A 14,040-nucleotide genomic window follows, 5' to 3' on the forward strand; every position below is an offset into this window, starting at 1 on the left:
GGGCTCCGCCGTTCCACACGTCCTACGCCACGAACGTCCGGGGCGCCTCGCCCGTCCCGGAGCCCCCGCTCTCCACCAGCTTCGCCGCCGCGGCCAGCCGTGTCGCCGCCTCCTCCGCCACCGCGCCCCCCACGGTGAACGGCAGTCGCACATACCCCTCGAAGGCGCCGTCGACCCCGAACCGCGGCCCCGACGGCACCCGTACCCCGACCCGCTCGCCCGCCTCGGCGATCCGTGAGCCCGACAGCCCCCCGGTGCGCACCCACAGCGTGAGTCCGCCCCTGGGCACCTCGAACTCCCAGCCGGGCAGCTCCCGCCGCACGGCCGCGACCAGGGCGTCCCGGTTCTCCCGTGCCTGAGCGCGCCGCACCTGCACGGCCTGCTCCCAACCGCCGGTTCCGAACAGCCAGTTCACGGCCAGTTGCTCCAGCACCGGTGTGCCCAGGTCGGCATAGGCGCGGGCGGAGACCAGGCTGCGGATGATGTCCGGCGCGGCACGCACCCAGCCGATGCGCAGGCCCGCCCAGAAGGCCTTGCTGGCCGAGCCGACGGTGATCACCGCGGACCCGGCGGGGTCGAAGGCGCAGACGGGCCGCGGCATCTCGACGTCGTCGTCCAGCCACAGTTCGGACATCGTCTCGTCGGCGATCAGCACCGTCCCCGCGGAACGGGCCGCCTCCACGAGCTTGCGGCGCTGGTCGTCGTCGGCGAGCGCGCCGGTCGGGTTGTGGAAGTCGGCGACGATGTACGCGATACGCGGCGCGGCCTCGCGCAGCACCTGCCGCCAGCGGTCCAGGTCCCAGCCGGTCAGCCCCTCGGCCATCGCGACCGGCACCAGACGCGCCCCCGCCTCCCGCATCAACTGAAGGATGTTGGCGTAGGACGGCGACTCGACGGCAACCCGCTCGCCGCGGCCCGCGAAGAGGTGGCAGATCGCGTCGATGGCGCCCATGGCACCCGTGGTGACCATGATCTGCTCGGGCATCGTCGGGATCCCGCGCGCGGTGTACCGGTCGGCGATCATCGCCCGCAGCGCGGGCAGCCCGGCCGGGTAGTCGCCGTGCGTGTGCGCGTACGGCGGCAGCTCCTCCAGGGCGCCCTGGACGGCCCGGGTCAGCCACGGCTCGGGGGCGGGCAGGGCCGCGCAGCCCAGGTCGATGAGGGAGCCGAGCGCCTCGGGGGGCAGCGGCTCAAGACCGCGCGCGGGGAGCGGGTTTCCGGCCGGCACGGCGGTCCAACTACCCGCGCCGCGCCGGGACTCCAGGAACCCCTCGGCGCGCAACGCCTCGTAGGCCGCCGCGACCGTCGTACGGCTGACGGACAGGGCCAGCGCCAGCTCGCGCTCGGCGGGCAGCCGGGCGGCCACCGGCACCCGGCCCTCAAGGACCAGCAGCCGTACGCCGTCGGCGAGTGCCCGGTAGGCCGGCGGCCGGCGGGTGCCGGGGCCCGCGGGGCGGTCCTGCTGGGAGTTGAGCAGCCGGGCGAGCTGGGCCGCCCCCATCGCCGAGGTCCACTGCGCCATGGAAACCAGTCCACCTTCCTCGAATTGGCCATGGATGATGTCCCCACCCAAGCCACAGGGTGACACGAAGCAGGCCACTAGGACCACTGGAGGATCCCCTTGTCCACGAAGAGCCGTCTCCCGAGACGGTTGATCCAGCTGTACGTCGGGCTCGTCCTGTACGGAGCCAGCTCCGCGCTTCTCGTGGTGGCGGGCCTGGGGCTCGAACCCTGGAACGTGCTGCACCAGGGCCTCGCCGAGCTCACCGGGCTGACGATCGGTGTCGTGTCGATCATCGTCGGCGCGGCCGTGCTGCTCCTGTGGATCCCGCTGCGCCAGCGACCGGGCCTCGGCACGGTCTCCAACGTCTTCGTGGTCGGCCTCGCCATGGACGGCACGCTCGCGCTCGTCCCCGAGGCGCACTCCCTGGCCGTACGGATCCCCCTGATGCTCGCCGCCGTCGTGGTCAACGGCGCGGCCACCGGCCTCTACATCGCCGCCCGCCTCGGCCCGGGACCGCGGGACGGCCTGATGACGGGACTGCACCGGCGTACCGGCCGCTCGATCCGGCTGCTGCGGACGGCGATCGAGATCGTGGTCGTCGCGACCGGCTTCGCCCTCGGCGGCACCGTCGGCATCGGCACGGTCCTGTACGCGGTGTCGATCGGACCGCTGGCCCAGCTCTTCCTGCGGGTGTTCGACGTCCCCTCGGCATCCGGCGGCAGCACGGTGGTTGCCGGCGTGCAACCGCGGCGGGCGATACTGCGTCGGTGAGCACGCCGATACGCCACCCCTACCTCGACCACCCCGGCCCGATCCCCTTCGCCCACCGGGGCGGGGCGGCGGAGGGTCTGGAGAACACCGCGCTGCAGTTCCGGCGGGCGGTACAGGCGGGTTACCGCTATCTGGAGACCGACGTGCACGCCACGGCGGACGGCAAGCTGGTCGCCCTGCACGACGCGACGCTGGACCGGGTGACCGACGGCGGCGGACGCATAGGCGACCTGATGTGGAAGGACGTCAGCCACGCGCGCGTGGCGGGCAAGGAGCCCGTGCCGCTCTTCGAGGAGCTCCTGGAGACCTTCCCGGAGGCGCGCTGGAACGTGGACCTCAAGGCCGAGGCCTCGCTGCACCCCTTCCTGGAGCTGATCGAGCGCACGAACGCCTGGGACCGCGTCTGCGTCGGCTCCTTCTCCGAGGCGCGCGTCATCCGCGCCCAGCGGCTGGCCGGACCGCGCCTGGCGACGTCGTACGGCACGCGCGGGGTGCTGAATCTGCGGCTGCGCTCCTGGGGCGTCCCCGCCGCGCTGCGCCGCTCCGCGATCGCCGCCCAGGTGCCCGAGGCCCAGTCGGGCATCCAGGTCGTCGACCGGCGCTTCGTCCGCACCGCCCACGCGCGCGGGCTCCAGGTGCACGTGTGGACCATCAACGAACCCGATCGCATGCACCGGCTCCTGGACCTGGGGGTGGATGGCATCATGACCGATCACATCGACACGTTGCGCAAGGTCATGGAAGAGCGTGGCGTCTGGGCCTGAGGCCCTGGACCACCCCGCCGAGCCTTCGCACCTCAGCGGGGAAGCGAGGGCACGGGTGAGCACCGACACCGTGCGGGCGGAAGGCCTGGACCGGCGGCGCGAGCAGCGCGGCTGGTACTTCTACGACTGGGCCTGCTCCGTCTACTCGACGAGCGTGCTCACCGTGTTCCTGGGCCCCTACCTGACGTCGGTCGCCAAGGACGCGGCGGACGCGGACGGGTTCGTGCACCCGCTGGGGATACCGGTGCGCGCCGGGTCCTTCTTCGCGTACTCGGTGTCCTTGTCGGTGATCGTGGCCGTGTTGGTGATGCCCCTGGTGGGTGCGGCGGCCGACCGCTCGGGGCGCAAGAAGCCGCTGCTCGGAGCGGCGGCCTATGTGGGCGCGGCGGCGACCACCGGCATGTTCTTCCTGGAGGGCGACCGCTATCTGCTCGGCGGCCTGCTGCTGATCGTCGCGAACGCGGCGCAGTCCGTCGCGATGATGCTCTACAACTCCTACCTGCCCCAGATCGCGCCGCCCGAGGAGCGCGACGCGGTCTCCTCCCGGGGCTGGGCCTTCGGCTACGCGGCCGGCTCACTGGTGCTGATCGCCAACCTGGTGCTCTATCTGGCGCACGACACCTTCGGTGTCTCCGAGACCACGGCCGTCCGGATCTGCCTGGCCTCGGCCGGACTGTGGTGGGGCGCCTTCACGCTGATCCCGTTGAGCCGGTTGCGCGACCGCCGCTCCGGGCCGCGGACCGAACCGACCGCCCCGGGATTCCGCCAACTGGCGGCGACGGTCCGCCACATGCGCCGGCACCCGCTGACCCTCTCCTTCCTGCTGGCCTACCTGGTCTACAACGACGGCATCCAGACGGTGATCTCCCAGGCCTCGGTCTACGGCTCCGAGGAACTCGGCCTCGGCCAGTCCACCCTCATCGCCGCGATCCTGCTGGTCCAGGTGCTGGCGGTGGCGGGCGCGCTGGGCATGGGGCGACTCGCCCGGACGTACGGCGCCAAGCGCACGATCCTCGGCTCCCTGGTGGCGTGGACGGTGACGCTGGCGGCGGGGTACTTCCTGCCGGCCGGCGCGCCGGTGTGGTTCTTCGTCCTGGCGGCCGGCATCGGTCTCGTCCTGGGCGGCAGCCAGGCCCTGTCCCGCTCCCTGTTCTCCCATCTCGTCCCGCCCGGCAAGGAGGCCGAGTACTTCTCCGCGTACGAGATGAGCGACCGGGGCATGAGCTGGTTGGGTCCTCTGCTGTTCGGGATCACCTACCAGCTGACAGGAAGTTATCGCGACGCGATCATCTCCCTGGTGGCCTTCTTCGTCATCGGGTTCGTGCTGCTCGCACGGGTCCCGGTACGGCGGGCGATCGGCGACGCGGGCAATCCAGTTCCCGAGAGGATTTAGCGTTCGACGCGAAAGGGCGGTAGTGTACGCGTTTGGCCTGCCAGGCGTACCGTTACTGCGCGTCAAAGATGCCGAAACGCTGGGTGACATCTGCTAGCAGATGTGACAAACAGGGCACTGGTGGGTACAACAAGGGGCGACTACGACGGTGACGCATGACCCGGAACGGGACCCGGAACGGGAATCTTTACCGCCGACCGGACGTTGACCGGATGACGACGACAGCGACACCTGTCCTGTGGGCGACAAGCCCGGGAGGCACGATTCATGAGTGAGCGAGCTCTTCGCGGCACGCGCCTCGTGGTGACCAGCTACGAGACGGACCGCGGCATCGACCTGGCCCCGCGCCAGGCCGTGGAGTACGCATGCGAGAAGGGGCACCGCTTCGAGATGCCCTTCTCGGTCGAGGCGGAGATCCCGCCGGAGTGGGAGTGCAAGGTCTGCGGGGCCCAAGCTCTCCTCGTTGACGGCGACGGCCCTGAAGAGAAGAAGGCCAAGCCCGCGCGTACGCACTGGGACATGCTGATGGAACGGCGCACCCGAGAGGAGCTCGAAGAGGTCCTCGAGGAGCGTCTGGCCGTTCTCCGCTCCGGCGCGATGAATATCGCGGTACACCCCAGGGACAGCCGCAAGTCGGCGTAGTCCCAACGGGGTTTGAGCGGGGAACACAACGCGCACGTAACCGCGGGCGCCGTACGTGAAGTCTGCGTACGGCGCCCGCGGTTTTGTGCTGGGTGCGGCTGGTGACTTTGGTGCGGCCGAGTGGGGGTTGCGGTTCCTGGGGGCTTCGCCCCCAGACCCCCGTCGGCCCCAGAGGGCCTCGTCCTCAAACGCCGGACGGGCTGAAAAAATACAAGTGCCCTCAGCCGGTCAGCGGGCGCCTCGGGCCCTGCTCCGGCGACGAGCCGTCCCGCTCGTCCCGGATGACCTCGCCCTGGACCACCTTGCCGTCGGGGCGGTGGATGCGGGCCTGCGTGAAGGCGTCGCCCAGACTTCCCGCACCGGCCGCGCGCAGCTTGCGTTCGACCGTGCGCTCCGCCAGGCGGCTCAGGGCCTTCTGGACCGGGGGGATCAGCAGGAGCAGGCCCACCGCGTCCGAGATCAGGCCGGGGATCATCAGGAGCAGGCCGCCGAGCATCATCAGGCCGTTGCCGCCGCCGCTCGCCGGCGCGGTACCCCGCTGGACGGCCTCGTTCAGGTTCTGGAAGGCACGGCGGCCCGCCTTCTTGATCACCGCGGAGCCCACCACGAAGCCGGCGACCAGCAGCAGGAACACCGTGAACCCGCTGGAGGCGCCCGCGACCACGGTCAGCAGCCAGATCTCCAGCACCAGCCAGGCGGCGACGCCCAGCGGCAGGTAGGTCCGCAGCCGCGAGCGCCGGGGCCGGGCCGGATGGGTGGGGGTCTGCGCACCAGTCGTCATGCATCCAGTGTGCCTGGACCCGGCTCAGTACGGGATAAGCGGCTGATCAACGGGGGCTGTGAAGCCCTACGCCGTGCACACCCGCCCGCCCGCACCCGCCGTCAGGGCTGCTTCTTGTCGCGTCCCAGGACCTTGCCGACCCGCTCCGTCGCGCCCCACGCGGTGACGCGCCACAGCGCCTCCACGAGGATGTCCTTGCTCATCTTGGAGTCGCCCAGCTCGCGCTCGACGAACGTGATGGGCACCTCGACGACGTGGTAGCCGGCCTTGACCGAGCGGCGGGCCAGATCGACCTGGAAGCAGTAGCCCTGGGAGGAGACCTCGTCGAGGCCGAGGCCTTCGAGGGTCTCGCGGCGGAAGGCGCGGTAGCCGCCGGTGATGTCGCGCAGCGGCAGGTCGAGGGCGAGCCGGGAGTAGAGGCTGCCACCGCGGGAGATGGCCTCGCGGCTCTTGGGCCAGTTCACCACCCGGCCGCCCGGCACCCAGCGGGAGCCGAGCACGAGGTCGGCACCCTTGAGGGCGGTGAGCAGCCGGGGCAGCTCCTCGGGCTGATGGGAACCGTCGGCGTCCATCTCGATCAGCACGGCGTAACCGTGCTCCAGACCCCAGCGGAAACCCGCGAGGTAGGCGGCGCCGAGGCCTTCCTTGCCCTTGCGGTGCAGCACCTGGACCTGGTCGTCCTCGACGGCGAGTTCGTCGGCGAGCTTGCCGGTGCCGTCGGGGCTGTTGTCGTCGGCCACGAGGACGTGCGCCTCGGGGACGGCGGCACGCACCCGGCCGACGATCGCCTTGATGTTCTCCGCCTCGTTGTAGGTCGGGATGATCACCAAGGCGGTGCCGAGCGGCCCGAACTGCCTCCCCCGGTCCGATGCCGCGAGGGTCCCGTCGCCGTCGTTCACTACTGCCCCTTCGTGTCCGTACGCAGACATCCACCATAGTGGCCGCCGCCTGCGATGACGTGACAGAACGTTCGTATGGCAGTGTCGTTTCCACAAGAGCTGGGTAAGCATGGGCTTTTCGGGTTTTTTGTCAGCTGTGGATTGCCCGCGTACTGCGGATGGGGGCCCGGCGCCCTTCGGGCCGACCTGGGGCCCGCTGGCTGCGGGTCGACCGAAAGCCGTTGTCTACTGAGCGTCCGGGCCCCACCCGGGTCACACCTCCCCGACCGGCCGGAACGTTCCCTCGCTGCGGCGCGGGCACTGAGCCTGGCTCCCAGTGGCGGTGCCCCGGTGCGGCACACCGTCCCTGACCCAGCGGCGCCGCGACGAGTGCGCGGACGTTCCCCGGTCGGGCGTCCGGTGGTGGACTCGGCCGAACCTACCGGCCCGCTGCGGCAGCCTGTCAACAGCCGTCTGACCTGCTCATACTTTGCTGATGGCCTGGTCAGGGCAGAGGATGCGCAGGTCGCGCGTCGAGGCGGCGGCCCAACATCCGAGCCGCGCCACCCCGGGAGATCACTCGCCCGGCCCTACGAACACCGTCCGGCCGCCGACCACGGTGCGCAGGCATACGGGGAGGTCGTGGCCCGGGGTCAGGTCGGGCAGGCCGGGGGTGCCCGAGCGGGGGTCGGTGGACCAGCGGGCCACCCGGTCGTCGGGGGCCTGCACGACCAGCTCGTCGGTGCGCCACACGGCGTAGTCCGCGGGCGCGCCCGGCACCAGGACGCCCGCGTCGTCGCGCCCGACGGCCCGCCAGCCGCCCCGCGTGTGCGCCGTGAACGCGGCGCGCACCGAGACCCGGTGCTCCGGCGTGCGGTGGAAGGCGGCGGCGCGGACCGTGCCCCACGGGTCGAGGGGGGTGACCGGGCTGTCGGAGCCGAAGGCGAGGGGCACGCCCGCCCGCAGGAGGGCCGCGAAGGGGTTCAGGGCGCGCGCCCGCTCGGCGCCCAGGCGCTGGGCGTACATGCCGTCCTCGCCGCCCCACAGGGCGTCGAAGGCGGGCTGGACGGAGGCGGTGAGGCCGAGTTCGGCGAAGGCGGCGATCGTCTCGGGGGTGAGCAGTTCGGCGTGCTCGACGCGGTGGCGGGCGGCGCGGATCCGGGCGAGGCCGACCTTCTCGGCGGCCACGCGGACGCCCTCGACGACCGCGGTCAGGGCGGCGTCGCCGATCGCGTGGAAGCCCGCCTGGAGGCCCGCCTCGGTGCAGGCGACGACATGGGCGGCGACGGCCTCGGCGTCCAGGTAGCCGGCGCCCGTGTGGTCGGCGTCGGTGTAGGGCTGGTGCAGACAGGCGGTGTGCGAGCCGAGGGAGCCGTCCACGAAGAGGTCGCCCGCCGCGCCCCTCGCGCCCAGCGCACGCGCCTTCTCGACGTCCTGCTCGGCCCAGTAGCCGACGACCCGCGGTCCCGCCTCCTCGGCGGCGAGCCGGAGCAGGCCGGTGAAGTCGTCCTCGGAGGAGATGTCCGGCCCGGCGCACTCGTGGACCGAGCCGATGCCGAGGGAGGCCGCGCGGGCGAGGGCGGCGCGCTGGGCCTCGGTGCGCTGGGCCGGGGTGACGGCGGCGAGCGCGGCGGCGCGGACGGCGTGGTGGGCGTCGCCGGTGAGCGGGGCGTCGGCCGCGTCCAGGCCGGGGGTGAGGTCGAGCAGCGCGGTGGTCACGACCGCCGAGTGGACGTCGATCCGGCTGAGGTAGAGCGGGCGTCCGCCGGTCGCCTCGTCGAGTTCGGCGCGGGTCGGGGGGCGGCCGCCGGGCCAGCGGGCCGCGTCCCAGCCGTGGCCGCGCAGCACGCGGTCCTCGGGGCGGGCGGCGGCGAAGTCCCGTACGCGAACGAGGGCGTCCGCCAGCGAGGGCGCGTCGGACAGGTCGAGGCCCGTGAGGGCCAGGCCGGTCGCCGTGGTGTGCACGTGGGCGTCGGTGAACGCCGGGGTGACCAGGGCACCGTCCAGATCGACGGTCTCGTCGACGCCGTCCGCGAAGGCGTCGGCGGCCCCCTCGGAGCCGACCCAGGCCACCTGGCCGCGCTCCACGACCATCGCGGTCGCGAAGGGATCGGCGGGGCTGTGGACCTCGCCCCGGCGGAGCAGGACGGTGCGGTGCGGGTCGGTGCGCTCACTCATGGGGAACAGTCTCGCGCCTCGACGGAACGCCGTTGCACGCAGGTCACCCATGGCCCGGACCGGGAACGGCGGGCTGCGGTGCGGCGGTGGTCAGATGCGCGGCGGGCGTGCCTCGTACGGCGTCGACAGGACCACCGTCGTGCGGGTCGAGACGCCGGCCAGCGAGCGCAGGCGGGCGAGCAGTTCCTCGAGTTCGTGCGGGGTGGAGACGCGGACCTTGAGGATGTAGTTCTCGTCGCCGGCCACGCTGTGGCAGGCCTCGATCTCGGGGACGCCGGACAGACGGTCCGCGATGTCGTCGGGGGCGCTGGGGTCGAACGGTTTCACCGAGATGAAGGCGGTCATCGGCAGCCCGACGGCCTCGGGGTCGACCACCGCCGCGTACCCGCGGATGACGCCCCGTTGTTCCAGCCGCCGCACCCGCTGGTGCACGGCCGACGTGGACAGACCCGTGGCCTTGCCCAGGTCTGTGTAGCTCATCCGCCCGTCCTTGACGAGCAGCTGCACGATTTGTCGGTCCAGCTCCTCCATGGCGCAAGAACCTACAGGGCTCTTGATCTCCTGGGATAGCCGAGCGGCGCAGGTCATACCCGGTTCGTGATGTGGCCGAGAGCGGCTTGTGAGTCGCCCGAGGGACAAAACGGCCGCGGCGGGCACCTGCGGACGGCATGTGACGAACGCCACAGTCGTCGGGGATTCTCCGTGATGGTCTCGTGATTACCGCCGAGACGGGGCGGGAAGTGCTTGCTGTGGTCGAGGCCGCAGCGCCTTCACGGCCCAGCCCTAGGGGGAGAACCTATGCAGAGTCTTAAGCGCCCTGGTCGTACCGCGCCCAAGCGCCTCCACTCGGTCGTCGAGGCCGAACCGGAGGGCGTCGAAGCCGACGACTACGACGTGGACGAGCTCGACGCGTACGAGACGTTCGAGATGTACCGGGTGGTCTGCCCGGACTGCGTGCAGCCCATCGCGCTGCTGGCGGACGAGGAGGTCCTGCCGGAGCACGCGCTGTGCGCCTCGCCGTGGAACCCCTTCGGGCTGACGGTCTGTGCCGGTACCGGCCGCAGCGCGTCCGACGCGCCGTCCGCCGACGAGTCGGCCGAGCCCCAGGAGCAGGACACCGCCCTGCTGTTGACGCTCCCTCAGGGACTCGACTGGCGGACCCAGCCGTTCTCGCACGTCGGCGGCGCGGGCTCGCGCCCGATGCGCGTGCCGGTGATGCGCCGCCAGGCCGCCTGACTCTCCCGCCGCTTCGCTCAGTCCCAGTAACTGCCCTGCACCATGGCTCGCAGGCTGCCGTGGTGCAGGATCAGTGTGTCCGGGTCCGCTGGGACGGCGACCTCGCCGAAGTGCACCTGGCGGTAGGCGACGCGCAGCATGACGATCGCGTGCCGCAGCGCCGCGTACAGGGTGTAGAAGTCCATGTCGCGCGGGGCGTGGCCGGTGAGTCGGGCGTAGCGGGCCTCGACGCGGTCGCGGCGCAGGAAGTCCGGCAGGCCGGGCTGTCCGAAGGCCGCGGTCAAATCCTGGAAGAAGCGGGCCAGATAGACGGTCCAGCCGAGGTCGACCTCGCGCGGGGCCAGGGCCGCCATCTCCCAGTCGAGGACGGCCACGGGGTCGAACCCGTCGTAGATGACGTTCCCGATGCGTGCGTCGCCCCAGTTGAGCACCGGTGGGCCAGGGTCGCCCGGCCACCGCTCCTCCAGCCGGTCGAAGGCGTCCTCGATGAGCGGTGAGCGGGCGACTCCGGCCACCACCCAGTCGTAGTAGGCGCGTTGGGCCGTGACGTGGCGGCGGAGGGCGTCACCCTCGCCGGGGAACGCCAGGAACTCGGCTTCCTTCAACGGGACTTGGTCGTGCAGGCGGGCCAACAGCCCTATCGACGCGGCCTCCAGGTGCTTGCGTTCGGCGTCGCTCGCCGAGTGCAGCCAGTTGCCCTCGTAGGTGTAGGGCATGACGTCCGGCGGGACGCGCCCCTCGACCCGCTCCATGACGAAGAACGGCGCCCCCAGCGGGCCCGGATCCTCCTCCAGCCAGCGCACCTTCGGCACGGGCAGGTCGGAGTGCTCGGCCACCAGGCGCATCGTGCGGTACTGGCGGGGCATGTCGTAGACCGGGAACACCGTGTACGCCCCCGGGTCCGCCGCCAGCCGCAACGCGCAGGCGGTGAAGGGTGGTTCGGGGTGCTCGATGTCGAAGAGCAGGGTCTCGCTGGACATGCCGTTCGAGGCCGGGACGGTGACCCCGGTGGCCTTGGCGCCGGGCAGCCGGGCATCGAGCCAGGCGGTGAGCCGGCGGCCGATCTCCTGCGGGTCACGGGTGCTGGTGCGCGGACGTGGTGCCGTGGCCATGGCGCAACCCCCTTACGGTGCGACCGAGTTGAAGTCCGTGAAGCCGCTCGGATCGTGTCGCCCGAACGAGCCGTGCTCGAAGATTCCGTGGCCGACCCGGCCGTCCAGCCGGAAGCGCGCCGCGTGGTCGGTGACCCCGTAGCCCGCGAGCGGGTGGGCCTCGGTGAGGTCGTAGGTGCGCCGGTCGGTCCAGCCGCGGCCTTGCCAGGTCCCGTGCTGCCAGTCGTCGGCGGGCGGGTAGCCGGCGCCGAGGGCGAGCGGGGAGGAGGTGAGGATCTCCACCTCCAGCTCCTGCGGTTTGCGCGGGTCGCCGAGGTGGACGAGGGCGCGTTCGGGGTGGCGGGTGCCGGAGCGGTAGGTGATCTCCGGTTGCGGCCAGCCGAGTTGGCGGTCGCGGTGGCCGGGGCGGACGAGGGTCGCGTCGTTCAGGGTGCGGTAGCCGTCCGCGTCCTCCTGGACGATCACCATCAGGAACCGGTCCTCGAAGCGGACCGGGCACCAGATCCAGTGGAAGCCCTCGGTCGGGTGTTCCTCGGCGAGCCGGCCGCCCTCCTCCCCCGGTATCGGCCGCACCCCCCAACTGCGGTCGCGGGTACCGGTCCACTCCCCGGCGGTGACCCGGAACTCCTCCCCTCCGGCCCGCACGAAGCCCGCCACGCTCCCCGCCTGCACGAAGCGCCGCCCCTCCAACGTGAGCCGGTCGCCCCGGCGTTGGAGGTGGTGGGGTTCCCAGAGCGCGGGGAAGCCGGCGGTCCAGGTGAGGTCGTACGACAGTGCGTCGTCCTCGGAGACCAGCCGCAGCCGGCCGAGCGGCTCCTCGACCTCGATGCGCAGCGGTCCTACTTCGAGCCGCATGCGGTCCTCGCCGAGGGCGTCGGAGGCGCGGACCGCGTGCAGGGTGTCGCCGGTGCGCAGGGTCGCGTAGGCGTCGATCACGCCGACGTTCGGATAGACGCCGAGGCCCAGGATCAGCAGGGCCCGGCCCTCGTGGTCGAGGACGTGGAAGATGCAGCGGTCGTAGGCGTTCCGGTCACCCGTGGCCATGTGTTTCATGGAGAGGGGCACCTGGTGCACGGGGTACTCGTCGAGCGGTACGGGGCGGTCGTCGGCCACGCCAAACCTCCCTGGAGACGGCTGGGCTGACGGTACGTCAGATGGCCGTGGGTGGCCAGACTCGGGGCGGGGACCGGCACCCGGACCTGGTCGTGGGTGGCCGGGCCCGATGCCGGGACCGGCACCCGACGGGCCGCGAACTCACGCCCGATTCCGCGCATCGGTGACCTGTCCGGTCGCCCCGCGTTGCCCTGGTATGACCCCCACGAGCCCCGCCTACCCGGCGACCGAGAGACGGCGCCACATCTTCGTCCCGGCACCCGCAGGAACGGTTCAGCCTGCACCGCCGCAGCCGCTGGATCCGCCGATCTACCGCGATCTGCTGCGCACCTGGTCCGACCGCGGCCGCACCCTGCCGGGGCGGTACGACCCGGAGTGGGTCAGGCTGGCCGCCCCGACGGTCGCCCCGGGACAGTTCAGCGGGTCTCCGGACCCGCTAGGTGGCGGGCGATGACCATCCGCTGGATCTGGTTGGTGCCCTCGACGATCTGCAGGACCTTGGCCTCGCGCATGTAGCGCTCGGCCGGGAAGTCGGCGGTGTAGCCGTACCCGCCGAGGATCTGGACGGCGTCGACGGTGACCTTCATCGCCGTGTCGGTGCAGTGCAGCTTGGCCATGGCCGCCTGCTTGGCGAACGGCCGCCCCGCGTCCCGCAGTCGCGCCGCCGCCAGGTACAGGGCACGGCCCGCCTCGATCTGGGTCGCCATGTCGGCGAGCATGAACCGCAGCCCCTGGAAGTCGGCGATGGGCCGCCCGAACTGCTCGCGCCCGGTTGCGTATCCGACCGCCTCGTCGAGGGCCGCCTGGGCGAGGCCGATGGCGCAGGCCGCGATGCCGAGCCGGCCGGAGTCGAGCGAGGCCAGCGCGATCGCGAAGCCCTGACCCTCGTCGCCGAGCCGCCGCTCGTCACCGACCCGGACCCCGTCGAAGTGGACCTGCGCGGTGGGCGAGCCCTTCATGCCCATCTTCTTCTCGGGCACCGCGCCGCTGACGCCCTCGGCGTCGCCGGGGACCAGGAAGGCGGTGATGCCCCGCGGGCCCTCCTCGCCGGTGCGGGCCATCACGGTGTAGAAGTCGGCGATGCCGCCGTGCGTGATCCAGGCCTTGGTGCCGGTGATCACCCACTCCTCGCCGTCCCGGACCGCCTTCGTGCGCAGGGAGGCCGCGTCGGAGCCGGAGGAGGGTTCGGAGAGGCAGTAGGCGCCGAGCAGTCCGCCGCCGAGCATCGCGGGGAGGTGCTCGACCTGCTGCTGCTTGGTGCCGTAGGCCGCGAGCGCGTAGCTGGCGAGGGTGTGCACGCTGACACCGAGGCCGACGGTGAGACGGGCCGCGGCGAGCTCTTCGAGGACCTGGAGGTAGACCTCGTACGGCTGGTCGCCGCCGCCGTACTCCGAGTCGTAGGGAAGTCCGAGCAGTCCCGACTGCGACAGGAGGGTGAAGACCTCGCGCGGGAAGCGGCCGGAGTCCTCCTCCTGGGCCGCCTTCGGGGCGATCTCGTGCTGCGCGATGTCGCGGACGAGCGAGATCAGCTCCCGGGCCTCGTCCGTGGGCAGTTGCCGGTCCACCGGCTGCGGGGCGCGGTCGGGCATGTCGACGCTCTCCTCCCTGTTTCGGGCACATCGGCGGACGTGCGCCTTGGGTGGACGCGGCGTCGCCGGGTCGTACTGG

Annotated in this window: 13 protein-coding genes; 5 read left to right on the forward strand and 8 right to left on the reverse strand. The window is 72.1% G+C overall.

The genetic code is table 11. The annotated features are described in order from the left end of the window. Positions 1 to 22: 22 nt before the first annotated feature. Positions 23 to 1,522 carry an SCO1417 family MocR-like transcription factor gene (locus ACWD5F_RS20345; RefSeq protein ID WP_451256073.1) on the reverse strand — a complete coding sequence of 500 codons (1,500 nt, stop codon included), beginning with the start codon at positions 1,520 to 1,522 and terminating at the stop codon, positions 23 to 25. Between the two features lie 99 nt (positions 1,523 to 1,621). On the opposite strand from ACWD5F_RS20345, the gene yczE reads away from it, so the two are divergent. The 4 genes from yczE (at position 1,622) to ACWD5F_RS20365 (ending at position 5,074) form a co-directional block, all read left to right on the forward strand. Then, positions 1,622 to 2,275: a membrane protein YczE gene (gene yczE, locus ACWD5F_RS20350; protein WP_451256075.1), complete on the forward strand. Its 654-nt coding sequence runs from the start codon at positions 1,622 to 1,624 to the stop codon at positions 2,273 to 2,275. Next, complete coding sequence (locus ACWD5F_RS20355) at positions 2,272 to 3,039, forward strand: glycerophosphodiester phosphodiesterase (RefSeq protein ID WP_451256077.1); 768 nt, start codon at positions 2,272 to 2,274, stop codon at positions 3,037 to 3,039. The genes yczE and ACWD5F_RS20355 overlap by 4 nt, the downstream gene beginning before the upstream one ends. Positions 3,040 to 3,094: 55 nt before the next feature. Continuing rightward, positions 3,095 to 4,432 carry an MFS transporter gene (locus tag ACWD5F_RS20360; protein WP_451256079.1) on the forward strand — a complete coding sequence of 446 codons (1,338 nt, stop codon included), beginning with the start codon at positions 3,095 to 3,097 and terminating at the stop codon, positions 4,430 to 4,432. 267 nt (positions 4,433 to 4,699) lie between these two features. Next, a complete protein-coding gene (locus tag ACWD5F_RS20365; RefSeq protein WP_003977404.1) occupies positions 4,700 to 5,074 on the forward strand; it encodes an RNA polymerase-binding protein RbpA in 375 nt (124 codons plus the stop codon). 220 nt (positions 5,075 to 5,294) lie between these two features. Here ACWD5F_RS20365 and fxsA read toward each other — a convergent pair whose 3' ends face one another. The 4 genes from fxsA to ACWD5F_RS20385 form a co-directional block, all read right to left on the reverse strand. Next, positions 5,295 to 5,855: an FxsA family membrane protein gene (gene fxsA, locus ACWD5F_RS20370; RefSeq protein ID WP_451256081.1), complete on the reverse strand. Its 561-nt coding sequence runs from the start codon at positions 5,853 to 5,855 to the stop codon at positions 5,295 to 5,297. A 101-nt stretch (positions 5,856 to 5,956) separates the two neighbouring features. Further along, the gene (locus ACWD5F_RS20375; protein WP_451256083.1) at positions 5,957 to 6,754 is read right to left on the reverse strand and encodes a polyprenol monophosphomannose synthase; all 798 of its coding nucleotides are present in this window, start codon (positions 6,752 to 6,754) and stop codon (positions 5,957 to 5,959) included. 555 nt (positions 6,755 to 7,309) lie between these two features. Further along, entirely contained in the window at positions 7,310 to 8,911 is a 1,602-nt protein-coding gene (locus tag ACWD5F_RS20380; RefSeq protein WP_451256085.1) for an amidohydrolase, read from the reverse strand. 90 nt (positions 8,912 to 9,001) lie between these two features. Next, positions 9,002 to 9,442, reverse strand: coding sequence for an Lrp/AsnC family transcriptional regulator (locus ACWD5F_RS20385; RefSeq protein WP_124002917.1), 441 nt, complete (start codon positions 9,440 to 9,442; stop codon positions 9,002 to 9,004). Positions 9,443 to 9,709: 267 nt separating this feature from the next. Between ACWD5F_RS20385 and ACWD5F_RS20390 the strand changes: the two genes are divergently transcribed. After that, on the forward strand, positions 9,710 to 10,147 hold the full coding sequence (locus ACWD5F_RS20390) for a hypothetical protein (RefSeq protein WP_451256087.1): 438 nt from the start codon (positions 9,710 to 9,712) through the stop codon (positions 10,145 to 10,147). 17 nt (positions 10,148 to 10,164) lie between these two features. Here ACWD5F_RS20390 and ACWD5F_RS20395 read toward each other — a convergent pair whose 3' ends face one another. The 3 genes from ACWD5F_RS20395 to ACWD5F_RS20405 form a co-directional block, all read right to left on the reverse strand. Next, entirely contained in the window at positions 10,165 to 11,259 is a 1,095-nt protein-coding gene (locus tag ACWD5F_RS20395) for a phosphotransferase family protein (protein WP_451256089.1), read from the reverse strand. Positions 11,260 to 11,271: 12 nt separating this feature from the next. Then, positions 11,272 to 12,372: a hypothetical protein gene (locus ACWD5F_RS20400; protein WP_451256091.1), complete on the reverse strand. Its 1,101-nt coding sequence runs from the start codon at positions 12,370 to 12,372 to the stop codon at positions 11,272 to 11,274. 416 nt (positions 12,373 to 12,788) lie between these two features. Continuing rightward, positions 12,789 to 13,961, reverse strand: a complete 1,173-nt coding sequence (locus ACWD5F_RS20405) for an acyl-CoA dehydrogenase family protein (RefSeq protein ID WP_451256093.1) — start codon at positions 13,959 to 13,961, stop codon at positions 12,789 to 12,791. Positions 13,962 to 14,040 lie beyond the last annotated feature (79 nt).

The organism is Streptomyces sp. NPDC002499, from assembly GCF_053595415.1.

Excerpts from the sequence above, each read along its gene's own strand:
- ACWD5F_RS20380 (WP_451256085.1), bottom strand. The coding sequence starts at position 8,911 with ATGAGTGAGCGCACCGACCCGCACCGCACCGTCCTGCTCCGCCGGGGC.
- ACWD5F_RS20405 (WP_451256093.1), bottom strand. The coding sequence starts at position 13,961 with ATGCCCGACCGCGCCCCGCAGCCGGTGGACCGGCAACTGCCCACGGAC.
- ACWD5F_RS20390 (WP_451256087.1), top strand. The coding sequence starts at position 9,710 with ATGCAGAGTCTTAAGCGCCCTGGTCGTACCGCGCCCAAGCGCCTCCAC.
- fxsA (WP_451256081.1), bottom strand. The coding sequence starts at position 5,855 with ATGACGACTGGTGCGCAGACCCCCACCCATCCGGCCCGGCCCCGGCGC.
- ACWD5F_RS20385 (WP_124002917.1), bottom strand. The coding sequence starts at position 9,442 with ATGGAGGAGCTGGACCGACAAATCGTGCAGCTGCTCGTCAAGGACGGG.
- ACWD5F_RS20345 (WP_451256073.1), bottom strand. The coding sequence starts at position 1,522 with ATGGCGCAGTGGACCTCGGCGATGGGGGCGGCCCAGCTCGCCCGGCTG.
- ACWD5F_RS20365 (WP_003977404.1), top strand. The coding sequence starts at position 4,700 with ATGAGTGAGCGAGCTCTTCGCGGCACGCGCCTCGTGGTGACCAGCTAC.
- ACWD5F_RS20395 (WP_451256089.1), bottom strand. The coding sequence starts at position 11,259 with ATGGCCACGGCACCACGTCCGCGCACCAGCACCCGTGACCCGCAGGAG.